The organism is Hufsiella ginkgonis (assembly GCF_009834915.1).
GTDB classification, from domain to species: domain Bacteria; phylum Bacteroidota; class Bacteroidia; order Sphingobacteriales; family Sphingobacteriaceae; genus Hufsiella; species Hufsiella ginkgonis.
In genome coordinates this window covers 71849-96183 of sequence record NZ_WVHS01000004.1, presented here as the reverse complement: position 1 = coordinate 96183, position 24335 = coordinate 71849, and the positions used below count along the sequence as shown (strand labels likewise).

Sequence of the window (24335 nt, the reverse complement as noted above, 5' to 3'; positions counted from 1 at the left end):
CAAAGTTTTGAAATAATAGGTAAGTTTATCGGATGTTTTTTGATAGAAAGGATCTTGATGACGCTGCATTGCTCCACTTTTACGAGTGTTTGCTGCTTCCCAGGATGATCGAGGAAAAGATGCTGGTTCTCCTCCGCCAGGGGAAGATCGGCAAATGGTTCTCCGGGATCGGGCAGGAAGCCATTGCGGTAGGGAGCACGCTGGCCATGAAACCCGCCGAATACATCCTGCCGATGCACCGGAACCTCGGCGTTTTTACCACCCGGAACATCCCGTTACGTAAGTTGATGGCACAGTGGCAGGGAAAGCTTACCGGTTTTACAAAAGGGCGCGACCGCTCCTTTCATTTCGGAACACAGGCGTATAAGATCATCGGCATGATCTCGCATCTTGGCCCGCAGATGGCCCTGGCCGATGGCATCGCCCTGGCGCACCTGCTGAAAAAAGAGCCCCTGGCCACCCTCGTTTTTACAGGTGAGGGCGCCACCAGCGAGGGCGATTTCCACGAAGCCGTTAACGTGGCGGCCGTATGGGACCTGCCGGTGATCTTCCTGGTGGAGAATAACGGTTATGGGTTATCCACACCCGTAAGCGAACAGTATCGTTGTAAGAACCTGGCCGACAGGGCGATCGGGTACGGGATAGAGGGACGGCTGATAGACGGCAATAACATTCTCGAAGTTTTCCACACCATTAATGAGCTGGCTGCCGATATCCGGCGACACCCGCGCCCGGTGCTGGTGGAATGCGCCACTTTTCGCATGCGCGGACACGAGGAGGCTTCGGGTGTAAAATATGTACCGCCCTCCCTGATCGAAGAGTGGGGTAGGAAGGACCCACTGCAGAATTTTGAGCGATACCTGCTGCAGGAGGAGGTGCTTAGCCCGGCGATGATCGTTGCCAGCCGTGAGCGCATAAAAGCCGGGCTGGAACACGAGATCGACCTCGCTTTCGCGGATGAGGAGCCTGTGGCCGATGCGGCACAAGAGCTCGGCGATATGTATGCGCCGGCGACCGTTCCCTACGAGCCGGCGGGTACCGGTTCATCTCCCGTGCGTTATATCGACGCCATCAGCAGCGCGTTAAACCTCGCCATGCAGCGTCACCCGACACTGGTGCTGATGGGGCAGGACATAGCCGAATACGGAGGCGCCTTTAAGATCACGCAGGGAATGGCAGAGGCCTTCGGCCGGGAGCGCGTCAGGAACACCCCGATCTGTGAGTCGGCCATCGTGGGCGCCGCATTGGGCCTTTCCATCAACGGGTATAAAGCGATGGTGGAGATGCAGTTCGCAGATTTCGTAAGCTCCGGCTTTAACCAGGTGGTTAACAACCTCGCCAAAACACACTATCGCTGGCAGGAAAAAGCCGATGTAGTGATCCGGATGCCAACCGGCGCGGGAACCGGGGCAGGCCCGTTCCATTCGCAAAGCAATGAAGCCTGGTTCACTAAGACCCCGGGGCTGAAGGTAGTTTATCCTGCTTTTCCCGCAGATGCGAAGGGCTTGCTGCTTGCAGCCATCGACGACCCTAACCCCGTAATGTACTTCGAGCATAAATACCTGTATCGTGCGCTTACGGAAGAAGTTCCCGAAGGGTATTACCATACCCCGATCGGGAAAGCCCGTTTAGTACAGGAAGGCGAAGCTTGCAGCATCATTACTTATGGTATGGGCGTACATTGGGCGTTAGGCTACCTGGCCGGCCACCCGGGTATTGCCGCAGACCTGCTCGACCTGCGCAGCCTGCAGCCCTGGGACAAAGAGGCGGTGACGACTACCGTGAAGAAAACAGGCCGCGTACTTATCCTCCACGAGGATACGCTGACTTGCGGGTTCGGCGCCGAACTGGCGGCCTGGATAGGGGAGCATTGTTTCCGGTACCTGGACGCGCCAGTGATGAGGTGCGCGAGTTTGGATACGGCCGTGCCGATGCACCCGGTACTGGAAGGAGCGTTTCTCGCAAAAGCGAGGCTGGGAGAGATGCTGGAGAAACTGGTGGCTTATTAATGGATCAGGGAATCACTCAACCTCAAACACCTCCGCCACCGGGTTAAACAGGTACACCAGTCCCGTTTTAACCTCCACGCAGCGATATCTTTTCCTGATCAGCCCCTCTTTCCGGAATACACGCCCGTTTTTCATTTTAAACAGGCTGTTTGCCTTTACCTTTTCCACCGTGATCATTGCAGCTTCCGCCGTTTTTTTCACATCGTAATTTCTTAAAGTGCGGAACAGCGTCAGGTCGGTACAGCTGGAAGCGGCGGGATTTTCCAGGTAGCCGACGATCGCACGTTTAACGTCCTGTGGAAAGATCTCTTTGTCGAAAAAAGGGCGCATCATCCGTTTAAAATTCGATTTCCACTCCGTACCGTGCGGTTTGGCTTTAAACTTATGCTCGTTCCAGGTATGCAGGTGAGCAAATTCGTGCACGGTGGTTACCAGGAACGCGTAAGGGTTAAGATTGTAGTTCACGGAGATCCGGTGCCCTTTACCCTGGTAAGGCGGACGATAATCCCCATACTTGGAATTCCTGCTCCGGGAGACCTTGAACTCGCAGTTAAAGTAGTCTATCCACCGGGCGATTAACGGGGCGGCGTCGGGCGGAAGGTATCTGGAAAGGACGGTAATTTTATCCAAGCGCTCAAAAGAAAGCCAAAGATACGCGAAGAACCGCTTATTTTAAAAGCTGGTATGCGATGAGGCCGGCCACGTAAGCCATTACGGTCATGTACCCGAACTGGATCGCCGGCCATTTCCAGCTTTTGGTTTCGCGGTATACAATGGCGATGGTGCTGATACACTGCATCGCAAACGCATAAAACAACATCAGGGAAAACGAGGTCGCCAGGGAGAATACCGGTCTGCCGGTCTCCGTGTCGCGGGCATTGTTCATCTTATCGCGTACCGAGTCCATGTTCGAGTCGTCGGCGTCCACACTGTAGATGGTGGCCATCGTACCTACAAACACTTCGCGCGCAGCGAAAGACGTAATAAGTGCGATGCCGATCTTCCAGTCGTATCCCAGCGGGCGGATGGCAGGCTCGATGGCGTGGCCAAGTACGCCGGCATATGAATTTTCCAGTTTCTGGGAAGATTTCATCCGCCCGATCTCTTCCGGGGAGAATTTTTGCGAATATTCGGGGGTATCGTATTTTTGCTGTGCGGCTTCGATCTTCCCGGGAGGGCCGTAGGAGGCCAATACCCATAGTACGATAGAAACGGCAATGATCACCTTGCCGGCCTGGAACACAAAGGCTTTTACTTTTTCATACATGGTGAGGCCTACGTTGCTCCATCGCGGGAAGCGATAAACCGGCAGCTCCATGATGAAGTACCCCCGGTCGCGGGCGCGGATCAGGCCCTTCATCACCCAGGCCACCAGGATGGCGCTTACGATGCTGAGCACGTACATAGACATCATGGCCAGTCCCTGCATGTTGATAACTCCCCAAACGCGGGTGTCAGGAACTACCAGCGAAATGAGCAGGGTATATACCGGTAAACGCGCCGAGCAGCTTACCAGCGGCGTAACCATAATGGTGATCATGCGGTCTTTCCAGTTTTCGATGTTGCGGGCGCTCATGATGGAAGGCACGGCACACGCCAGTCCGCCGATCATAGGTACGACCGATTTTCCATTCAGTCCTACTTTCCGCATAAGCTTGTCCATCATGAACGTAACCCTTGCCATGTAGCCGGTATCTTCGAGCACGGAAATAAAAGCGAACAGGATAGCGATCTGCGGGATGAATACGAGTACGCCGCTTAGCCCCGCAATCACGCCATCTACCAGCAGGTCGGCCAGGATGCCTTCGGGAAGCACAGCCTGCACGGCAGATGCGAGCCAGACAAACAGGTCCTCGATAAGGCCCATCGGGTATTCCGACCACGCGAATATAGACTGGAAAATAAGGAACAGGATGCCGAAAAAGATGATAAAGCCCCAGAACCGGTGTGTCAGTACCTTATCGATGCGATTGCTCACCGGTTCCTGCCGGGCGTCGTTGGTGGTTTCAACGGTATCGAAAAGTACGTCGTTGATGTAATTATAACGGGCAATTGTTTCGGCTGCCTGCGATTTCGCCGAGTGAAAAGAGAACTCCCGTTCGAGTTCCTCCACCCGGCCGCTTTGCGCAGCGGTGAGGAAGGTAAGGTTCTCATGCTGGTGTGCGATCTGCAGCGCTACGTAAGGCGCATCTACCTGCAGTTCCTCCCGGATCTTACCGATGAGGCCGGGCGCGAGGGCTTCTACTTCGATGGTGTCTTCCTGCAGCGCCAGCCGCGAGGCATTCGAGATCGCCTCTTTAAGCGCCTGGACGTTTTCAGATTGGCGTGCCGCGATGGGGACGATCCTTACCCCAAGTTTCGACGCCAGCGCATCGACGTTGATGGTGGTGCCGGTTTTCCTGGCAACGTCCATCATATTCAGCGCAATGATGACCGGTATCTTAAGATCGGCCACCTGCGTGTACAGCAATAAGTTACGTTTTAAGTTGGATGCATCGGCTACGATCACCACCAGGTCCGGGTGCGCTGAGTTGTTGCGGTCAGCAAGTACTTCGAAAACGATGCTCTCGTCCTTGCTTTTCGGGTACAGGCTGTAGGTGCCCGGAAGGTCGATCACCTGTACGGTACGTTCGTCGGAGAGCTTGCAACTGCCTAGTTTTTTATCAACCGTAACACCCGGGAAGTTCCCGATTTTCTGGTTAAGCCCGGTAAGAACATTAAAGAGTGTGGATTTCCCGGTATTGGGATTGCCTACCAATGCAATTTTTAGCTCGCTGCTCACTTATCATCCGGCTAGTGCAAAATAATGGTGGAGGCTTCCCGCTTGCGAAGGCTCAGTTGGTAGCCGGAAACGGTGATCGCAATCGGGTCGCCAAGCGGCGCAAATCGCTGAACTTTAACGGATTCGCCCGGAAGGCACCCCATCTCCATCAACTTAACCGACATCTCGAGGTCCGTAAATTCTTTGATCACACCAGATTCCCCTGGCTCTAGTTGCGAAAGCTTCATGTTTGATTCTAAACAGCTCAAATGTAGGGCTTATTTAAAACAAATCCAAATAGGGCGGCTGGAGAACAGAAAGTAATTGGGCGCCCGCCCGTGCTCTATTCCCTGTTCTCCATTCCCATTTCCCCGCCTTACCTCACTATCACCTGATTCGCCACGGTGGGTGCGCTGCCGCTGAATTTGTTGAACCGGTAAGTGAAACTAAGCATGAAGTACCTGCGGAGTACGTTGCTGCGGGTATCGTCGATGGCATTTTCGGTAACGTTGCGATTCACGTTCACATTCTTGTTAAACAGGTCGTTTACCGAGAGTTTAATGGTCGCCTTCTTGTTAAGGATGTCTTTTTGAACATTCGAGCCTACCAATGCCAGGTTCCGGTTATAGCCTTCGCCGCGGCCGGTGCTGGCAATAAATTCGATATCGAAACCGGCTTTAAAGCCACCGGGGAAGTTGTAGTTGAAGTCAGTGCTGGCACTGTAGTCATAATAGTTCAGGTCGTCGAGCGATCGCAACGAATAGTCGGTACGGTTATACGTGGCATTTACGCTCACGTAGAAATCATAAGTGTCTTTGGACGAGTAGCTCCAACTAATGCCTTCGCTAACCGCGTACGCATTGGTAATGTTCTTGTCGTTATTACTGAAGTTCACATCTCTGCGGGTGTTTACGGTAGTATTCACGTTTACGGAAGTTTTAAGCCGTTTTAACGGAACGCCGATCGAGATATTGGCGCTGGCCAGCAGGTTGCCGTCTACGTTCACCGGGGTGCTTACCCGTTTGCCGGTATTAGGGTCCAGGTCGACTTTCGTGGCAATGCGGTTATCCGTTTGCTGCACAATGGCCGATGCGAAGAAACTCTTTTTAGAGGCTACGCTGAAGTTGCTGAAGCTCATGTTCAGCATGTTGTTATACTCCGGTTTAAGGCCGGGGTTACCATTGCGGATGTTGAGCGGGTTGCTGTTATCGGGAACCGGCTGTAGCTGCGCGATAGTCGGCTGACGTACCGAAGCGCGGTAGTTTGCCGAGAAACGCTTGTTCTGGGTGAACTGGTAATTGAAATTTGCGTTGGGAAGGATGCTGGTGTAATCGTGATCGATGGCACTTGGTAAATTGGTGGCTTCACCCTTCAGATTTGTCTGCTGCAGCGAAAGTCCCAGCGTGTAATTCATTTTCTTAAGCACCGTGCGGAGGTTAAATCCATACTGGTTGGCCAGGAAAGTATTGTTGTAAATGTTACTCAGTGCAGGATCGATCACGGTATAATCATTGGTTACCGGGCTGAAGTTATACGTAGAACGGTCGGCATGACTGTAATTATCGGTGAGCTGGTAATTAAGCTCCAGGAAACGGTTGCGGGAAACGGGCTCGATGTAAGCGGCCCGGATGGTGTGGTTGCTCACGCGTGATTGCTGGTCGATGTACTGGCTGATCACCTCCTTAGGGTTCCCGGCGGTGTAATATTGCGTGCTGGAGTTGTTGTAGGCGTCGGTTGCCGACCCGTTTATCGTGCTTGCCACGTTTAAAGAGAATGAACGTCCCCTTTTCATAAAGCTGTGGCGATAGAGCAGGTTGTTATTAAACGCAGGTACGGAGAAACCGGTTTGGTTGGTGCGGCTGCCGGAGTTGATGGGAGCGAGTGCGTCGTTCATTGCCGAAAACCCGGTCGACTGGTTCTGCTGGTTCTTGTTATAGCTGAGCGAAGGGGTAACCCGGATCGAGTTCAGCGAATCGATCTTGTAGTCGACCGTCATGTTCAGGCGCTGGTTCCTGCGCTGGTTGTTCATGCTCGTATTGGAGCTGGCGTACGAGTTTCCGTTCGCCAGTAAGTTGGTGCGGTTATTCGACAGCTCGTTTTCTGCTTCGGAGTAATTGTAGAAGTAGCTTCCGTTCACATCGAATTTTTTCCCCCAGGTATCGCGGTAGTTTATGCCGCCGGAACCTGCCGTGGTGATCCCTCCCTGCGCAGGCGCAAAGTTATCCGGCCCCGAAGCTGCGCTTGCGCCGTTAACGCTCACAGAACGCACCACCACTCCTCCGCCGCCGCCGCCCATGGCACCCAGCATGTTGTTGCCGGTAAGGTCGCCAAGGTCCTGCATGGAGAAATTGCTTTTGTTGGTGTTGTTGCCGTTGGTAATGAGCGAGATCTGCTGCTGTTTATTAAAGCGGTTGATGCTCAGGCTGCCGTCAAAACGGTCATCGCCCGACATGGCAAGGTCCTGCCCGCCGCCGCCCAGGCTGGCATTGCCGAAAAGCCCGATCTTTTTATCTTCTTTAATAGTGAGGTTTAATACTTTTTCACGCTGGCCGTCGTCGATCTTGGTGAATTCGGCCTGGTCCGATTTCTTGTCGATCACCTGTACCTTATCGATAATATTGGCAGGCAGGTTACGTGTAGCGATCTTGGGATCATTGCCAAAGAACTCGCGGCCGTCAACGTATACTTTCTTTATGCTTTCGCCGTAGGCGGTAATGTTGCCGTCTTTATCGACCGTAACGCCCGGGAGTTTCTTCAAAAGGTCCTCGGTCATCGCGTTTTCGCGGGTCTTAAAAGATCCCGCGTTAAATTCGATGGTATCCGGTTTTACCACTACCGGTGGTTTTTCACCTACTACGGCTACCTCCTTTAAACCTAGCGGGGCTGCTTCAATTTCCAGCAGACCGAGCTCGACTTTAGATGAAAGAGCGGTGATATTGATGATCTTCCGCATCGTCCGGTAGCCCAGGTAGCTGATCTTAAGCGTATAGGAGCCTGCCTTTACGCCGTAAAACTTAAAATCACCGGTTTTGCCGGTCATCGCATTGTCTACTACGGTAGAATCGATGGCCGATAAAAGCGAGGCTACCCCGTATTCTACGGGCTCTTTGGTTTTGCCGTCGATAATTCTCCCGGTAATGGTCCCGTTTACGCGCTGGCCGAACGCATGGTTGCCGGCTAATCCCAAAAAGAGCACCGGCAGAAGCCGTAATATTCTGAAGTACAATTGTTTCATAACGTTTGGTTTTTCTGTTGGCACGAAATTAACTTGCTGGCGAGGGGTAATTTGTTAAAGGTTTGTTAAGAGATGTTAAAAGGGAAAAAAGCATATAGGGTAGAAAATCCCTTTCTTTGCGTTAAAACCAATTTTCATGATCTCCTTTTTCGAAGCTTCTTTAACAACCCTTTCTGTGCATTACGTGGGGAACAAAATGCAGGATGAGCACTACGCGCTGTCCGAAAACCCGGTGGAGATAAACGACGAGATACTGAAGAACCTGCTCATGCAGTATTTTCTCAGTCCGTACGAGAAAGTAAACGAGCTTTACCATTTATTTCACACCAGTGAAAACCCTGACCTGAACGAGATCTTTCATTTCTCTTCCGCGATTTTTAGTGATCCTGCCACTTTTCACGAAAACAGTAAGCAGATCGCCAAATTCCTGTTCGATGTGGCAAGTCATCCGAAGATCAAAAGCGGCGAACTATACGTAGCGGCTTTCCACAACGTACAGGTCGACGGGGAGCTCCACGACGCCCTGGGGATCTTTAAGTCAGAAACCAAGGAAACTTACCTGAAGGTGTACCCGCAGGGCGGCGGTTTCGGCCTCGCTTACGAAGAAGGCGCCATCAACATCCACAAGCTGGATAAGGGTTGCCTTATTTTTAACACGGAGAAAGAAGAAGGCTATAAAGTGGCGGTGATCGACCAGACGAACCGGACGACCGATGCGGTGTACTGGAAAGACGATTTCCTGAAGCTGAAAGTCCGCAACGATAATTACAACCAGACCAGCAACGTGCTGGGCGTGTACAAGCATTTTGTGACGGAGAAGCTCGATGAATCGTTCGAGATCTCCAAAGCCGACAAGATCGACCTGCTTAACCGCTCGATGAAATACTTCAAGGACAAGGAAACCTTTGATATCGATGAGTTTTCGAACGAGGTGATAGGCAATGCGGAAGGCATCGAATCGTTTAAGAACTTCAAGGAAAACTACGAAAAAGAGTTCGGCACGCCGATTGCCGGCACGTTCGGGATCTCGGACGCCGCCGTGAAGAAACAGGCGCGGGTATACAAAAGCGTGTTAAAGCTGGACAAGAATTTTCATATTTATATCCACGGAAATAAGGACCTGATAGAGAAGGGATTCGACGACGGAAAGGCGATGAATTACTACAAGGTTTATTTTAACAATGAACAATAGGCAACGAATACTTTAAAAGTATAATTTTACCCTCCAACATGAAGAAAATAATTACCGTACTCCTGTTCCTGTTCGTGGCTAACTTATCTTACGCACAAGGGATCATTACATTAATCAATAAATCGAACGAGTTTTTCGACTTGCTGGATAAGGGAAAATATGAAGATGCGCACGCGTTTTTCGACGATAGCGTGAAAACCAAGATCTCGGCCGATGCGCTGAAAGGTTTCTGGACGTCCATTACCGGTAAGCTTGGCGCTTTTGAATCGGTGGACGGCGCCCAGAACCGTTCGCAGGGCGATTTCTTCGTAGTTACCCTCAATTGCAGGTTCCGGAATGATTCGCAGGCTTTCCAGTTTGCCTGGAACAAAAGCGAACGGATCGCCGGATTCTTCGTAGTTCCCAAGAGTACGGCGCCGGTATACGCTAAACCGGCTTATGCCGACACTGCGCTGTATACCGAGAAAATGGTTTCGGTTAAAACGCCGGGCCATGAGCTCGCCGCTTTACTTACCGTGCCCAGGAACGTGAAAAATTTCCCCGTCGTAGTGTTCGTACACGGGTCGGGGCCGTCGGATATGGATGAATCGATCGGTCCCAACAAGCCCTTCAAAGACATCGCTACCGGCTTGGCTTCCAAGGGAATCGGCAGCATCAGGTACGTGAAGCGCACGCTGGTATACGCTGCAGAGTTCTCGAAGCTGTTTACGGTGAAAGAGGAAGTGCTCGACGATGCGGTGGCCGCCATCGCACTGGCCAAAACCATCCCGGATGCCGACCCTAAAAAGATCTATCTCTTCGGGCATAGCCTGGGCGGGATGCTGGCGCCGCGGATTGCAGGGCTGGCGCCCGATCTGAAAGGCATTATTATGGCTGCCGCACCCGCACGTAAGTTTACGGATGTGCTGCTCGAGCAGAACAAATACATGTTCGATCAACGCAAAGACACTACCGCTGCCGCAAGAAGGGCCCTGAAAGAAGACGTTGCCTATATCGAAAAATCAAGGGTCCTGCGCCTGGGTGCCATGAAACCGGATTCGGCGATACTGGGCCTGCCTGCCGCTTATTGGATTGATATGAATACCAACGACCAGGTTGCCGCCGCAAAACGATACCCCGGACGCATCCTGGTGATCCAGGGCGGCAACGACTTCCAGGTGTCGGTAAAGGATTTCGACCTCTGGAAAACCGCCCTCAGCCTCCGTAAAAACGCGAACTTTAAATTCTACCCGCGCCTGAATCACTTGCTTTCGCCGCAAACCGAAAAAGGGACGACCGACCAATACGCACTGATGACCAACGTGGCCGACTATGTTATAAACGAAACGGCAGCCTGGATAAAAGCGGGGTTATAACTAATTCACCGTATTCCTTGGATTTCTCCGCTCGTTGCCGGCGCCTGCCTTCGCCAGTCGGTAGGTGAGCGAGAGATAGAAGTACCTGGTCAGGTTATTGTAGCGGGTATCCTCTATGCGGGTGTTAAATACGGAACGATTTACGTTGGTGTTCTGGTCGAGAATATCGAACCCGCGGAATGCGACATTGATCCGCCTGTTCATAAAGTACTTTACCAGCGACGCGTTCCACAGAAAATAGTTAATGTTATAGCCTGCAGGCCTGCCGGTAACGCCGTTGTGGTTGATTTCCGTCTCGATACGGAAATCTTTGATAAACTCATAGCTGATATTCAGGTTATTGCCGATGTTAAGATAGCTGTCGTCCTGCGCCTCTTTTAATTGATTGTTTACCTTGTTGTAGCCGTAATAGGTGCCGTAAGAAACGTTAAGCTTGTCGGCGATGTCGTAGTTAATGCTGGCATTCGGCCCCAGGTTAAGCCGGTCTGTGGCATTTGCAACCGAGCTGATAAAGTTTTTCGAATGATCGGCGTACACGTTTATCCCCAGGTTCAGGCGCAATCCTTTCAGGCCGGTTGGCATGCCGAAGTAGCTGCCGGTATTGATATTAAAATTCCCGTCTACGTTTAGCGGTCTGTAATACTGCACCCCGTTTTCTACGCGCGTGTCGTTCGTGATGGCGTCGAACGCTACGTTGTACGCGAAATAACCGTTCCAATAATAATCTGTACCTGGCTTAAACGTGTTGAAGTTCAGGGTTAGCCGGTGGTTTTTTCGCGGTTGCAGGTCCGGGTTCCCTTCGCGTTGGAACAATGGATTGGTGTTGTTTTGTACCGGCTGAAGGTTGATCGCCGAAGGCATTACCACCGTTTCGGCATAATTTACCTGGAGGCTGCGGTTATTAGCCGGGTTGTAGTTCAGCGAAAAGCGGGGAAGCAGGTTCCAATAGTCTTTGTTGAGGAGGCCCTCATTACCGCCATTGTTAAATATAGTCTTCCCGGTCAACCCGGGTTGCTGCAGGGAGACGCCGAAGTTGTAGTTCAGCACCTTGCTGGGCGTGTTGATGAAGCCTAGCCTGGCGGCCTGGTTCCAGTTGGTATAATCGAAACGGTTGGTAAGCGAGGGCACGATCACTTCGTATTTATCGGTTACCGGGTTATAGTCGAACGTTACCTGGTCGGCGAGGCTATTACTCTCGTTATAGGTGTAGGTAACGTTACTGCTCCATTTTTTGCCCAGCGGACGCGCATAGTTCCCGTTAAGCGTAAACCCTTGCGTGCGGGTGTATTGATCGGCGTCCTGGTTAATGTCCCGGGTAACAGGATTGCCGCCGGTAAAAGTGTTAAGGGCGGAAATGTTGTTCCAGTCGCTGGTGGCTTTTGTCCAGGTACCGTTTATGCGTACCGAGAGTGATCCCTTTTGGTAACCCAGCCTGCGCAGCGCGGTAAACTCCCCGAAATACGAAGGCTGCGTATTGTACTGTTTGAAATTTTGGGTACCTGCATTCAGATTACCCCCCTGGTCGTAGTTGCTCTGGAAGTTGCGGCTGCTTACGTTTTCCGTGTGGTTATAAATTACGTTAGGTCTGAAGAAAATGTCGGTAAGTGTATCGGGGTGATATTCCACCTTCATGTTGGCGCGGTGCGCAAAGTTGTCGCTATTTACCAGGCTGTTCTCAGTGGTACGGAGGATATCGTTCTTCCCCAGGTCCTGGATGTCGGAGAATTTGTTCTGCACTCCGTCAGAAAAGTAGGTGAAATAACTGCTGCTCACCTTCAGGTTTTTCTTCTTACCAAATTCATTGCTGTAGTTGATACCGCCTGCATGGGTGTTCACAATGCCCCTCGCGGCGTTGTCAAATACACCGGAGCCGCCGATGGTGGTAGTGCCGTTATTCACATTGATGGAGAACGAGCCGCCGGCAGGAGGGGCAAATACATCGCCGATATTGCCTCCGGAGAAAGCGCTGAGGTCGTCGAAAGAGAAATTTGCGGCATTTACGTTATTGCTCATCGCCAGGATGGCGAGTTGACGGGTGTCGCTAAAACTGTTGGCGCTTAAATAGCCATTGTACCGGTCGGTGTTTCCCATGGAAGCGGTGGCATTGCCGAACCATCCTTTTTTCTTGTCTTTTTTGATCGTAAGGTTCAGCACTTTTTCGCGCTGACCATCATCAATACCCGTGGTTTTGGCTTCCTGGGTTTTGCTGTCTACGATCTGCACCTTATCGATAGCGTCTGCGGGGAGGTTTTTTGTCGCGGTTTTCGGGTCGGTGCCAAAAAAGTCTTTGCCGTCTACCGTAAGCCTCGAAGCACGTTGTCCGCCTACGGTGATGTTCCCGTCCTTGTCCACCTCCACGCCCGGCAGCTTCTTGAGCAGCTCCTCGGTGGTGGCGTCGGGTCTTGTCTTAAACGAGCCGGCATTAAATTCGAGGGTGTCTTTTTTTAGCGTTACCGCCGCTTTTTCGCCCTTTACGGCTATCTCTTTCAGGTCGATGCCCGATTGATCGAGCAGGATGGTTCCTGCATCCGTACCGGTAACTTCCACCCGAACCTGGCGCTCTATCGTGCGGTAGCCGAGGTATGATACCCGCAGGTTATAGGCGCCTGCCGGGATGTTCAGCAGCTTTACCTGGCCCGTGCTGCCCGTCACGGCGCCGAAGACCTTCGTGCTGTCGGCGGAGTTTTTAAGCGTAACAGCGGCGAATTCAATCGGCTGGCCGCTGCCGGCATCTGCTACCTTCGCTGTGAAAGTACCGGTAGCGGCGTTTTGGGCCCCGGCATTACGGACGGTTATAGTCAAAAAAAAAGATACCAGGATCGTGAAAATAGGGGAGTAAGCTGATCGCATATTTGTCTTGTTTGTTGCTACAAGACGCGGGAGATGGGAAAGCGTTACAACGTTTTGCGTTTTACGTGGTACGTTTAACGTTTCTTGTCCCCGTTAACTGCCAAGGCAGCCATACGGTAAGCGAAGGATATAAACGTACTAAGGAAATGTATGAAAGTCAATCACTTAGAGACGACCGTACTAAAATGCGGGCAATTACATTTCTTCTTAAAGATCCCGCATCCGCCCAGTGAGACGAGCGTAACCACTACGAGGATAACTTTAAACGACTTTTCCATTGAAGCGGACTCTATGTAAAAATATATAACTGAAGATCGCCATGCAGGTGCCCAGAATGTCGCAAAATAAGTCCCACCAATCGGCGCTGCGCCAGGTGAACACCTTCCATTGAAGCAACTCGATGCTACCCCCGAGAATGGTCGATAACGCAAAGATCTTCAGTATAGTTACTATACGGTAAGAATAGCTCTTTTGTTGTGTGATCTTCCCATAAAAAAGCAATACGCTGAAGGTAAAAAAAACACCGGTATGCACCAACTTGTCAAATCCTTCGAAAAAACGGACTTGCCGGATACCACCATCCATGTGCATGTCGCAAATGATCAGCGTAAATACTGCCCACGCGATCGCTAAATACTGGTGTTTTAGCGTATTGATCATTAAGCGCCTACCTGTGCCGCGTAATCTTCGGACGATAGCAGGGTGCCGATTGAGGAAATGTCGGCGATCGCGATCTTTACCATCCAGCCCTTGCCGTACGGATCGGTATTTACCAGCTCAGGACTGGCGTCTAACTCGCTATTCACTTCCAGCACAGTGCCGCTTACCGGCATAAAAAGCTCGGAAACCGTTTTTACCGCTTCCACCGTGCCGAACACCTGGCCTTCTGCCACTTCGTCGCCTACTGTGTTGATGTCGATGTAAACAATATCGCCAAGCTCCCGCTGCGCGAATTCGGTGATGCCAACATACGCTTCGCCGCCCTCAACCCTGATCCACTCGTGATCGCTTGTATATTTTAATTCGGAAGGGAAATTCATTCTTGTCTGGTTTTTGTTGAGCCAAAAATAGCGTTTGACGGCGTCAATTACAAGCTATCTGAGATTATGCTTGCATAGTTGATCGTTTGTGGTTAGATTTGCTATGCTTGCATAGTAAATGGTTCAAAGCAGGAAGCTTAAAGCCAAGTATAATGCAATGCGATACATTATTTTAAACGGTAACCAGGCTTCCAGCTTTGAGCTCAAAGCCTTCAGCTAACAAAATTGAGACCCGAAGATACCATCGATTACTTCCTAAAGATCACGTGGCAAAGCGTGGCGAACAAGTACAACCAGATCGCCTCGGCATACGGCATTACGCAGGCACTCGGGTACATGCTCATTAACATCCACGAGGACGGAGCGGCGGTTTCAGCAATCGCGGCATTGCTGGGCGTGAAGGCGACGAGCTTGTCGCGAATGTTGAACAATATGCAAGACCTGGGCCTCATTTACCGGGAGAGCAGCCCGGAAGATAAGCGGTCTGTGAAGATCTTTCTCACCCCGCTGGGAAAACAAAAAAGGCAGGTAGCCAAGGAAGTGGTGCGGTCATTTAACGAGTACCTGAATGCCCGCATCAGCGAGACAGAACGCCTGCAGCTTACCGAAACATTGAAGAAGATTAATGAGCTGACGCTGGGATACGAGGAGCAGAAGTAAGGTACTACAAACACGTTAGGTGCTACAACATGAAAAGAACAATCAAAAAGACTGCGGTGCTGGGTTCCGGGATCATGGGATCGCGGATTGCATGCCATTTTGCAAATATCGGGGTAGAGGTATTGCTGCTGGACATGGTTCCCGGGGACGCCGGGACGGACCAGGCCGCCCGAAACAAGATCGTGAACGCGTCGCTTGAAGCGGCGGTTAAATCAAGCCCTTCGCCCTTGTATACGCAAAAGGCACTCCAGCGGATCACCACCGGCAATTTCGACGACCATATGAAAGACATCGCGTCCTGCGATTGGGTGATCGAAGTGGTGGTGGAGAACCTCGATATCAAACGATCTATCTACGGGCAGGTAGAGAAATACCGCAAACCGGGTACGCTGATCACTACCAACACGTCCGGGATACCCATCGGGATGCTGGATGAGGGCCGGTCGGAAGATTTCAAAGCCTGTTTCTGTGGCACTCACTTTTTTAATCCGCCCCGCTATCTTAGGCTGCTGGAGATCATCCCGACGCAGTATACCCGGCCTGAAGTGGTCGATTTCCTGCTGGATTATGGCGATAAGTTCCTGGGCAAGAATACGGTGCTTTGCAAAGATACACCGGCGTTTATCGCCAACCGGGTAGGCGTATACTCGATCATGGCGTTGCTGCACCTGGTAAAAGAAATGGGCCTTACCGTAGACGAGGTGGATAAATATACCGGCCCGGCGTTGGGCAGGCCCAAATCTGCGACTTTCCGCACGAGCGACGTGGTGGGATTGGATACGATGATCCATGTGGCCAGCGGCTTGTACAAAAACTGCCCCGGGGATAAGGCGCGGGAGCTGTTCCGTCTTCCGGACTACGTAGAGAAAATGGCCGGGAATAAATGGTTGGGCGACAAAACAGGGCAGGGTTTTTACAAGAAAATAAAGCACAACGGGCCGACCGAAATTCTTGCCCTGAACCTGCAAACGCTGGAATATGAACCCCGGCAAAAGGTAAAGTCAGCTACGCTGGATGCCGCCAAACTGGTAGAGAAGCTGCCCGGGCGTATGAAAGTGCTGCTGGCTGGTACTGATAAAGCCGGAGAGTTTTACCGCAGGTCGTTCTATGGCTTGTTTGAATACGTATCAGACCGGGTGCCTGAGATCTCGGATGAGCTGTACCGGGTAGACGATGCCATGCGCGCCGGTTTCGGCTGGGAGATGGGCCCCTTTGAGGTTTGGGACGCGCTGGGCGTAGCCGAAGCCGTTAGCGGGATGGCCGAATACCAACATCAGCCCGCCGGCTGGGTGGCCGACATGTTAGCCTCGGGTAACAAATCTTTTTACAAGCTCGAAAACGGGACCAGGAAATTTTATGATCCTGCTTCCAAAAGCTATAAGCCTATTCCGGGGCGCGGAAGCCTGATCATCCTTGATCAGCTGAGGGCTTCTGCTACCGTGTGGAAAAATGCCGGGACCTCGCTGATCGATCTGGGCGACGGCATCCTGAATGTGGAGTTTCATACCAAAATGAATACCATAGGCGGCGAGGTGATCCAGGGCATTAATAAAGCCATAGACCTGGCCGAAAAGGATTTCCGCGGATTGGTGATCGGGAATAATGGCGCCAACTTCTCTGCCGGGGCCAACGTGGCTATGATCTTTATGATGGCGGTAGAGCAGGATTGGGACGAGCTGAACATGGCCGTAAAAATGTTCCAGAACACCTCGATGCGTATCCGGTACTCGTCTATCCCCGTAGTGGTAGCTGCGCACCAGATGGCGCTTGGCGGCGGATGCGAGTTTTCGCTTCATGCCGATTACGTGCAGGCGAGCGCCGAGACGTATATGGGGCTCGTGGAATTTGGGGTAGGCGTGATACCGGGCGGCGGCGGCTCCAAGGAGTTTGCCCTGCGGGTATCAGACGAGTTTCGCGACGGCCAGATCGATCAGAACGCGCTCAAAGACCGTTTCCTGACCATCGCAATGGCTAAGGTTTCTACCTCCGGTGAGGAAGCGTACGAGCTTGGTTACCTCCAAAAAGGAAAATATGGCATTACCATGAACGCCCGGCGGCTACTGGCAGACGCGAAGGACCGCGCAATTGCCCTGGCCGAAGCGGGTTATACACAGCCTGTGCCCCGTAAAGATATCCGGGTGTTGGGTAAACAAGGGCTCGGGATTGTGTACGCAGGCGCCAACTCGATGTTTGCCGGTAACTTTATTACTGAACACGATCGCAAGATCTCGGAGAAGCTTGGCTGGGTGATGTGCGGCGGAGACCTATCGCAACCTACGCTGGTTACCGAAAAATATCTCCTCGACCTGGAGCGTGAGGCTTTTCTGTCACTTTGCGGTGAGCGGAAAACGCTGGAAAGGATCCAGGGCATTTTAAACAGTGGTAAAGCGCTGCGTAATTAGGGGAGCGCATAACAAATTCATTCAAAAGATATAGAAAAGCAGGATGGAAGCATACATTATTGCAGGATTGCGCACCGCGGTAGGAAAAGCGCCGCGGGGGCTGTTCAGGTTTACCCGGGCCGACGACCTGGCGGCGGAAGTGATCAGGGAACTAATGGCTTCTGTGCCGGCGCTGGATAAGGAGCAGGTGGACGACGTGATCGTGGGCAACGCAACGCCCGAAGCGGAGCAGGGCCTTAACATCGGGCGGATGATTTCGCTCATGGGTTTAGATACCGCGAAAGTGCCGGGGATGACCATTAATCGCTACTGTGCCTCCGGGTTGGAAACCATTGCGACGGCGGCCGCTAAGATAAAAGCGGGCATGGCCGATTGTATTATCGCAGGCGGCGTAGAGGTAATGTCGGGCATGCCGTTTGGCGGCTGGAAACTCGTGCCAAACCCCGCGGTGGCCAAAGCGCATCCTGACTGGTATTGGGGTATGGGCCTAACGGCCGAGGCGGTGGCGAAAGAATATGCGGTGAGCCGCGATGACCAGGATGAGTTTGCGTACCAGTCGCACCGGAAGGCCATCAGCGCCATAGCGAAAGGGCATTTGAAAGACGGTTTGATGCCGGTAAAGGTGAGAGAAACTTTCCTGGATGACAACATGAAAAAGCAGGTAAAAGAATATGTGGCGGATACGGATGAAGGTCCGCGTGCCGACACCTCCATCGAAAAATTAAGTAAATTAAAGCCTGTTTTTGCCGCCGGGGGCAGCGTTACGGCCGGCAATTCCTCGCAAACCTCGGATGGCGCCGCCTTTGTGATCGTGGTGTCGGAAACGATGCTGAAGCAACTCGGGGTGCCGCCCATCGCCAGGCTGGTAAGTTATAGAGTAGCAGGCGTTCCGCCGAGGATCATGGGCATCGGGCCGATCGAGGCGGTCCCGCTCGCGCTAAAGAAAGCCGGGATGAAACAGGATGAGCTACAGCTGATCGAGCTGAACGAGGCCTTTGCGTCGCAATCGCTCGCGGTGATCCGTACGCTGGACCTTGATCCCGCAGTGGTAAATGTGAACGGTGGCGCTATCGCCCTTGGTCACCCGCTTGGCTGCACGGGCGCAAAGCTTACCGTACAGCTTTTTAGCGAGCTGAAAAGAAGAGAACAGCGGTTTGGAATGGTGACCATGTGCGTGGGCACCGGGCAAGGCGCGGCGGGAATATTTGAACTTTTATAAATGACCTGAAACGTTATGGAATCATTAAAGAACAGCAAAATTAAAGGCGGCGAATTTATTATCAGCGAAACCTCTTTCGAAGATATTTTTATCCCCGAGGAGTTTGACGAAGAACAACTGATGATCCGGAAAACCTGTGAGGATTTCCTGGAAAGTGAAGTGTACGGGAACCTCGCCAGGATCGACGACCAGGAGGAAGGGCTGATGCAGCGTCTCCTGGACAAAGCGGGTGAGTTGGGCCTCCTGGCCGTTTCGGTGCCCGAGGAATACGGGGGCTTCGGCAAAAACTTTAACACCTCAATGCTGGTGGCCGATTCCATGGGGCCGGGTCATTCCTTCGCGGTAGCCATCTCTGCGCATACCGGTATCGGCACGCTGCCTATCCTCTATTACGGCAACGATGCGCAAAAAAATAAGTACGTGCCAAAGCTGGCCTCCGGCGAATGGAAAGCCTGTTATTGTTTAACGGAGCCCAATGCGGGATCGGATGCCAATAGCGGCCGCACCAGTGCCAAACTGAACGAGGCCGGTACGCATTACCTCATTAACGGCCAGAAGATGTGGATCACCAATGGCGGGTTTGCCGATATTTTCATCGTGTTTGCGAAAATAGGGGAGGATAAAAACCTGACGGCTTTTATTGTGGAACGTACTTTCGGCGGCATTACCATGAATCCCGAGGAACATAAACTGGGCATCAAAGGCTCGTCGACCCGCCAGGTATTCTTTAACGACTGCCCTGTACCGGTGGAAAATATGCTTTCCGAGCGCGAAAACGGGTTCAAGATCGCCGTGAATATCCTCAACATCGGGCGGATCAAGCTGGGGGCCGCAGCCATCGGGTCGTCGCGGCGTGCGCTCGACCAGGCCATTCAGTATGCTACCGAGCGTGTGCAGTTCGGGTTACAGATCGCCAGGTTCGGCGCTATCCGGTATAAACTGGCGGAGATGGCTACCCGGAACTTCGCGGTGGAAAGCGCCGCGTACCGGGCCGGCCAGCATATCGACGACGCTTACGGGAACCTGGTTGCCGGCGGAACGGACCCTGTTAAAGCCAAGCTGAAAGCGACCGAACAGTTTGCCGTGGAATGTGCCATCCTGAAGGTGTGGGGCTCAGAAATGCTCGACTATATCGTAGATGAAGGCCTGCAGGTTTACGGCGGAATGGGTTATTCTGCCGAAGCCCCGATGGAACGTGCCTACCGGGATAGCCGGATCAACCGCATTTTCGAGGGAACCAACGAGATCAACCGCCTGCTGATCGTAGACATGCTGCTGAAACGCGCCCTGAAAGGCGAGCTCGACCTGATGACACCTGCACAGGCGGTGGCCGCAGAGCTGATGTCAATTCCCGACTTTTCAGAGGAGGAGGAAACGCTCTTTTCTGCGGAGAAGAAGGTGATCAGGAACCTGAAAAAGGCTGGCCTGATGATCGCGGGCTCCGCGGTACAAAAGCTGATGATGACCCTGGCCAAAGAGCAGGAGATCCTGATGAACATCGCCGACATCATCGGTTATGTATATCTCGCCGAATCGGCCCTGCTGCGGGTAGAGAAACTGGTCAGCCTTCGCGGCGAAGAAGCGGTAAAAGGGCAGTTGGATATGATGCGCATTTACCTGTACGGCGCTGTCGACAAAGTAGCGGTGGCCGGGAAAGAAGCGCTTAACTCGTTTGCAGAAGGCGACGAACTGGCGGTGATGATGGTCGGCCTGCGCCGCTTTACGAAATCTGCGCCGTTCAATGTAAAGGATGCCAGGCAGCGCGTAGCCAAACAGCTGGTCGAAGCAGGTAAATATTGTTTTTAACCGGATGCTGAGAGCGAAACGCGCCGGCGCCTGCCAATCGCTTCCTGTCTTGCGCTTTTAGCTTTCAGCTTGTTAAAAAATGTTAATCCTTCAATAATGCCGTTTAAAAAGATAAATTTGCAGCCGCAAGTTTACATGATGAGGAGATTTATACTTTTTGCGTTTGTTATTACGCTGTTCAGTGCGGGTTGTGCCAAAGAAGATCAATATGACGCGGCAAAGCAATTGGTTGCGGATGAAGTCCTGATCAAAGATTTTATCGCAAAAAATAACATCACGGCAGTACGTCACAGCACCGGGTTGTATTACACGATCATTAACCCGGGTTCCGGATCTTATAATTATACCACCAACACCGTTGTGAACGTTAAGTACACCGGTACCCTGCTAAACGGGCAGTTGTTTGATAGTGCAACTACCGGAACAGATATCCCTCTTGGTCAGGTGATAGACGGCTGGCAGATCGGCATCCCCCTTATCCAGAAAGGCGGCAAGATCAGGCTGATTATTCCGTCGCCGTTAGGCTACCGCAATATGGCCCGCGGATCTATTCCCGCTAACTCGGTCATGGATTTTACGGTTGAATTGCTTGATGTTAAGAATTAAAAGAAGATCGATGAAGTTATTTTCCAATAGAATATTCCTGTTGCTGTTCCTGTCGGTTACAGCGTTTACGGCCTGTGAAAAGGATTACGAGACGGTAGAGCAGCAGGATGAGCGCAACATCCAGGCCTACATCAAATCCTCGGGCCAGTCCTTCCAGCAGTACGGCGCTTCGGGATTATACTACAAAGTGGAGCAGGCCGGTACAGGCGATGCGATCGACTTTTCGAAAGAAACCCCGGTATTGGTCTCCGTACGTTCCCTGGACGGCAAGTTTACGGCTACCGACACCCTGGCGTTTTATAACCGGATCTATGATTTCGCCGGGTATCTTTCCCTGTACGGCACCAAAAGGACAGAGACGCTGCCGACACTTGTTAAAACGGCGGTGCTGAAAAAGAACGGGAGCGTTAGGGTGCTTATTCCTTCGCGCCTCGCTTACGGAAAGAACGCTTATACCAACCTGCCGGGATACAGTAACATACAGGTACCTGAAAATGCATCGCTTGATGTGACATTCAAAGTGCTCGACGAGAAAAAGATCGATCAGTATGAAGATATTACGATCCAGAAATACCTCTCCGCGAATAACCTGACCGGTTTCAGCAAGCTCGAAGGGATCTATTATAAGATCACCAAAGCCGGTACCGGCACCGCGGCGATCGGCGTAGACAGCACCGTCGTGGTGAACTACACCGGTAAACTGCTGAGCGGAAAGGTGTTCGACAGCGGCACGGATTATACCGCGACTTTATCCGGCCTGGTAGTTGCATGGCAAAAGATCCTTCCGCTGGTTACCACCGGCGCAACCGTCAGGTTTGTCACCCCCTCAAAACAGGCATATGGAGTGTACGGGTCAAGAGTTTCGGGCTCTACCGCCATTCCTGCCTTCTCTTCGCTTGATTTCGAAGTGACGGTAACCAAGATCGAATAACATTCCTCTTTTCCTTAGCCGGCGAACGCCCGTTTAAATTCCTTCAATACCCTTTCCCGGGCTTCCCTGTGATCGACGATCGGTTTAGGGTATTTAAACGGATCGTGGAATTCGGGTACCCAGCGCCTGATATATTTCATCTCCGGGTCGAACCGTTCCTGCTGCAGCTGCGGGTTAAACACCCTGAAGTAGGGGACCGCATCATTGCCGGAGCCCGCCGCCCACTGCCAGCCGCCTACGTTGCTCGCCATGTCGTAATCAATTAACCGCCGCGCGAAATAAGCCTCACCCCAGCGCCAGTCGATCAGCAGGTGCTTGGCCAGGAAACTGGCGGTTACCATGCGGATCCGGTTGTGCATCCAGCCGGTCTCATTGAGCTGCCGCATGCCTGCATCTACCAGCGGGTAGCCGGTTTTTCCCTCGCACCATGCCTCAAATTCGGCTTCATGGTTGCGCCAGCGGATGTTGTCGAAATTTTTCCTGAAAGCAGCCGTTGCCGTTTCCGGGAAATGCCAAAGTATCATGGCGTAAAAGTCGCGCCATACCAGCTCGTTAAGCCAGGTTTTTTCCCGGGCTTCCCAGGCATCCAGGGTCACCTTACGGATGCTAAGCGTACCGAAGCGTAAATGCGCACCGATCCTGGAAGTGCCTTCAACGGACGGAAAATCACGCGTACGGTGGTAATCTTCGATCACATCGCGGTAGGTTTTACCGGGGAGCTCCAGGTCGCTTTTTTCAAAGCCTATTTGTTTTAGTGAGGGCAGTTCCCACGAGGTATGGGCGTAGAAATTCTTAGCATATTTCGTAACAGGATACGCTTTGAGGTGAAGTTCCGGGTTAAGTGTGGCCAGCCATTTGCGCTTATAGGGGGTAAAAACGGTGTAGGGTTTACCGTCGTCCTTCACCACCTCGTCTTTTTCAAAGATCACCTGGTCTTTATAGGTTGTTAACGGGATCTTATTTTTTCCGAGTACCTTCCGTACTTTATCTTCACGTTCCGTGGCATAAGGCTCATAATCTGTGTTAGCGATCACTTCGCGGATGTCGAATTCAGCCGTTAGTTCCTGCCATACTTCTTCCGGCTTGCCGTATTTCACGCAAAGCGATGAACTGAAACGTGTCAATTCTTCGTTCATTTCGGCTAACGCGTGGTGGATGAACGTTACACGCGCATCATTTTTGTCGGGGAGTTTGTCCAGGATATGAGTGTCGAAAATGAACAGGGGGATCACCGGCAGGCCTTGTTTCAGGGCATGATACAATCCTGCGTTGTCGGTTAACCGGAGATCACGCCGGAACCAGAAGATGTTTACCGGCGACCGTTTATTTGCCATAGATCTTTTTTAGCGCGTCGGCGAGGTTGGGATAAGAGAATACGAATGCGGTGTCCGTTACTTTCCGGGCGGAGGTCCGGTCGCTGGCAAGTACCATGGTGCTCATTTCGCCTACCAGGATGCGCAGAGCGAATGCGGGGACATTTGGCAGCCATAGCGGTTTTTTAAAGTAATGGGCCAGCATTCTTGTGAAGTCTTCATTCCGCACCGGGTTTGGAGCCGCCATATTGAACACGCCCCTTATAGAAGGATCTTCGGCCGCCCGGGCATATAGCCGGGCAGCATCGTCTATATGGATCCAGGGCATCCATTGCTTACCGGATCCCAATGGTGTACCCAGGCCGAACTTTACCGTTTTCGCAAGTGGACCGAGCGCCCCGCCGTCTTGTCCGAGCACGATGCCGGTACGGAATTTTACTACGCGGGTGCCTTCCGGCGCTTCGTCTACAGCCGCTTCCCATGCAACACAGGCCGCTGAAAGAAAGCCTGTTCCCGCGCCGCTTTCTTCCGTAAGTTCCTCCTCCCCGCGGTCGCCGTAGTAGCCTACCGCCGAAGCTGAGATCACGGTATCAATGGTGTGCGGGTGGGTTTTCATCAGTCCGTAGATCAGCCGGATGGAATCCGTGCGGCTTTTTATGATCGCTTCTTTCCGTTTGGTCGTCCACGGTTTTTCCGCGATGCCTTCCCCCGCCAGGTGGATCACGGTAGTTACCCCGCGAATGCTCGCCGGGTCGATCTGCTCCTGGCCTACATTCCACAGGAATAGCCTGGCGCCCGGTGTGCGATTGGTTTTGTTACGCGTAAGGTGGTGTACAGTATGCCCGTTTTTAAGCAATAATTCGGTAAGTGTTTTACCTACGAGGCCGCTTCCGCCGGTTAGCAGGATGGTTTTGCCGGTTTCGCCCGGTGCGCTATTTGAAGTGATTTCGTTCATG

At 52.3% G+C, this 24335-nt stretch carries 18 protein-coding genes; 9 read left to right on the top strand and 9 right to left on the bottom strand.

What is annotated here, in order from left to right; translation table 11 throughout:
* Window positions 1-32: 32 nt before the first annotated feature.
* The gene (locus tag GS398_RS16785; protein ID WP_160907975.1) at window positions 33-2009 is read left to right on the top strand and encodes an alpha-ketoacid dehydrogenase subunit alpha/beta; all 1977 of its coding nucleotides are present in this window, start codon (window positions 33-35) and stop codon (window positions 2007-2009) included.
* 12 nt (window positions 2010-2021) lie between these two features.
* Here the strand turns inward: GS398_RS16785 and GS398_RS16780 are convergent, their stop codons facing one another.
* The 4 genes from GS398_RS16780 to GS398_RS16765 all read right to left on the bottom strand — a co-directional run bounded on the left by GS398_RS16780 (window position 2022) and on the right by GS398_RS16765 (window position 8005).
* Window positions 2022-2639 carry a SprT-like domain-containing protein gene (locus GS398_RS16780; RefSeq protein WP_160907974.1) on the bottom strand — a complete coding sequence of 206 codons (618 nt, stop codon included), beginning with the start codon at window positions 2637-2639 and terminating at the stop codon, window positions 2022-2024.
* A 37-nt stretch (window positions 2640-2676) separates the two neighbouring features.
* The gene (feoB, locus tag GS398_RS16775; protein WP_160907973.1) at window positions 2677-4791 is read right to left on the bottom strand and encodes a ferrous iron transport protein B; all 2115 of its coding nucleotides are present in this window, start codon (window positions 4789-4791) and stop codon (window positions 2677-2679) included.
* Window positions 4792-4802: 11 nt separating this feature from the next.
* Window positions 4803-5018 (bottom strand): FeoA family protein, encoded by a 216-nt coding sequence (locus GS398_RS16770; protein WP_160907972.1) that lies wholly within the window; start codon window positions 5016-5018, stop codon window positions 4803-4805.
* A gap of 128 nt (window positions 5019-5146) precedes the next feature.
* The gene (locus GS398_RS16765; RefSeq protein WP_160907971.1) at window positions 5147-8005 is read right to left on the bottom strand and encodes an outer membrane beta-barrel family protein; all 2859 of its coding nucleotides are present in this window, start codon (window positions 8003-8005) and stop codon (window positions 5147-5149) included.
* 136 nt (window positions 8006-8141) lie between these two features.
* On the opposite strand from GS398_RS16765, the gene GS398_RS16760 reads away from it, so the two are divergent.
* Both GS398_RS16760 and GS398_RS16755 read left to right on the top strand, forming a co-directional pair.
* Window positions 8142-9197 (top strand): nucleoid-associated protein, encoded by a 1056-nt coding sequence (locus GS398_RS16760; protein ID WP_160907970.1) that lies wholly within the window; start codon window positions 8142-8144, stop codon window positions 9195-9197.
* 38 nt (window positions 9198-9235) lie between these two features.
* Window positions 9236-10552, top strand: coding sequence for an alpha/beta fold hydrolase (locus tag GS398_RS16755; RefSeq protein ID WP_160907969.1), 1317 nt, complete (start codon window positions 9236-9238; stop codon window positions 10550-10552).
* On the opposite strand, the gene GS398_RS16750 is transcribed toward GS398_RS16755, so the two are convergent.
* From GS398_RS16750 to gcvH, 3 genes are all read right to left on the bottom strand, one after another.
* On the bottom strand, window positions 10553-13354 hold the full coding sequence (locus GS398_RS16750) for a TonB-dependent receptor (RefSeq protein ID WP_160907968.1): 2802 nt from the start codon (window positions 13352-13354) through the stop codon (window positions 10553-10555).
* A gap of 309 nt (window positions 13355-13663) precedes the next feature.
* Window positions 13664-14062 carry a VanZ family protein gene (locus GS398_RS16745; RefSeq protein ID WP_160907967.1) on the bottom strand — a complete coding sequence of 133 codons (399 nt, stop codon included), beginning with the start codon at window positions 14060-14062 and terminating at the stop codon, window positions 13664-13666.
* Window positions 14062-14442: a glycine cleavage system protein GcvH gene (gcvH, locus tag GS398_RS16740; RefSeq protein ID WP_160907966.1), complete on the bottom strand. Its 381-nt coding sequence runs from the start codon at window positions 14440-14442 to the stop codon at window positions 14062-14064. The genes GS398_RS16745 and gcvH overlap by 1 nt, the downstream gene beginning before the upstream one ends.
* 225 nt (window positions 14443-14667) lie before the next feature.
* Between gcvH and GS398_RS16735 the strand changes: the two genes are divergently transcribed.
* The 6 genes from GS398_RS16735 to GS398_RS16710 all read left to right on the top strand — a co-directional run bounded on the left by GS398_RS16735 (window position 14668) and on the right by GS398_RS16710 (window position 22066).
* A complete protein-coding gene (locus GS398_RS16735) occupies window positions 14668-15102 on the top strand; it encodes a MarR family winged helix-turn-helix transcriptional regulator (RefSeq protein ID WP_160907965.1) in 435 nt (144 codons plus the stop codon).
* Between the two features lie 29 nt (window positions 15103-15131).
* On the top strand, window positions 15132-17504 hold the full coding sequence (locus tag GS398_RS16730; RefSeq protein WP_160907964.1) for a 3-hydroxyacyl-CoA dehydrogenase/enoyl-CoA hydratase family protein: 2373 nt from the start codon (window positions 15132-15134) through the stop codon (window positions 17502-17504).
* A gap of 43 nt (window positions 17505-17547) precedes the next feature.
* Complete coding sequence (locus tag GS398_RS16725; protein ID WP_160907963.1) at window positions 17548-18723, top strand: acetyl-CoA C-acyltransferase; 1176 nt, start codon at window positions 17548-17550, stop codon at window positions 18721-18723.
* Window positions 18724-18738: 15 nt separating this feature from the next.
* On the top strand, window positions 18739-20529 hold the full coding sequence (locus GS398_RS16720; protein ID WP_160907962.1) for an acyl-CoA dehydrogenase FadE: 1791 nt from the start codon (window positions 18739-18741) through the stop codon (window positions 20527-20529).
* 135 nt (window positions 20530-20664) lie between these two features.
* Entirely contained in the window at window positions 20665-21135 is a 471-nt protein-coding gene (locus GS398_RS16715; RefSeq protein ID WP_237488232.1) for an FKBP-type peptidyl-prolyl cis-trans isomerase, read from the top strand.
* Window positions 21136-21145: 10 nt separating this feature from the next.
* Window positions 21146-22066 (top strand): FKBP-type peptidyl-prolyl cis-trans isomerase, encoded by a 921-nt coding sequence (locus GS398_RS16710; RefSeq protein WP_160907961.1) that lies wholly within the window; start codon window positions 21146-21148, stop codon window positions 22064-22066.
* 14 nt (window positions 22067-22080) lie between these two features.
* Here the strand turns inward: GS398_RS16710 and GS398_RS16705 are convergent, their stop codons facing one another.
* Window positions 22081-23400, bottom strand: a complete 1320-nt coding sequence (locus tag GS398_RS16705) for a cryptochrome/photolyase family protein (protein WP_160907960.1) — start codon at window positions 23398-23400, stop codon at window positions 22081-22083.
* On the bottom strand, window positions 23390-24334 hold the full coding sequence (locus GS398_RS16700) for a TIGR01777 family oxidoreductase (protein WP_160907959.1): 945 nt from the start codon (window positions 24332-24334) through the stop codon (window positions 23390-23392). Before GS398_RS16700 ends, GS398_RS16705 begins: the two co-directional genes overlap by 11 nt.
* Between the last annotated feature and the right edge of the window lies 1 nt (window position 24335).

Excerpts from the sequence above, each read along its gene's own strand:
- GS398_RS16785 (WP_160907975.1), top strand. The coding sequence starts at position 33 with ATGTTTTTTGATAGAAAGGATCTTGATGACGCTGCATTGCTCCACTTT.
- GS398_RS16770 (WP_160907972.1), bottom strand. The coding sequence starts at position 5,018 with ATGAAGCTTTCGCAACTAGAGCCAGGGGAATCTGGTGTGATCAAAGAA.
- GS398_RS16765 (WP_160907971.1), bottom strand. The coding sequence starts at position 8,005 with ATGAAACAATTGTACTTCAGAATATTACGGCTTCTGCCGGTGCTCTTT.
- GS398_RS16760 (WP_160907970.1), top strand. The coding sequence starts at position 8,142 with ATGATCTCCTTTTTCGAAGCTTCTTTAACAACCCTTTCTGTGCATTAC.
- GS398_RS16755 (WP_160907969.1), top strand. The coding sequence starts at position 9,236 with ATGAAGAAAATAATTACCGTACTCCTGTTCCTGTTCGTGGCTAACTTA.
- GS398_RS16745 (WP_160907967.1), bottom strand. The coding sequence starts at position 14,062 with ATGATCAATACGCTAAAACACCAGTATTTAGCGATCGCGTGGGCAGTA.
- gcvH (WP_160907966.1), bottom strand. The coding sequence starts at position 14,442 with ATGAATTTCCCTTCCGAATTAAAATATACAAGCGATCACGAGTGGATC.
- GS398_RS16730 (WP_160907964.1), top strand. The coding sequence starts at position 15,132 with ATGAAAAGAACAATCAAAAAGACTGCGGTGCTGGGTTCCGGGATCATG.
- GS398_RS16725 (WP_160907963.1), top strand. The coding sequence starts at position 17,548 with ATGGAAGCATACATTATTGCAGGATTGCGCACCGCGGTAGGAAAAGCG.
- GS398_RS16720 (WP_160907962.1), top strand. The coding sequence starts at position 18,739 with ATGGAATCATTAAAGAACAGCAAAATTAAAGGCGGCGAATTTATTATC.
- GS398_RS16715 (WP_237488232.1), top strand. The coding sequence starts at position 20,665 with ATGATGAGGAGATTTATACTTTTTGCGTTTGTTATTACGCTGTTCAGT.
- GS398_RS16710 (WP_160907961.1), top strand. The coding sequence starts at position 21,146 with ATGAAGTTATTTTCCAATAGAATATTCCTGTTGCTGTTCCTGTCGGTT.
- GS398_RS16705 (WP_160907960.1), bottom strand. The coding sequence starts at position 23,400 with ATGGCAAATAAACGGTCGCCGGTAAACATCTTCTGGTTCCGGCGTGAT.
- GS398_RS16700 (WP_160907959.1), bottom strand. The coding sequence starts at position 24,334 with ATGAACGAAATCACTTCAAATAGCGCACCGGGCGAAACCGGCAAAACC.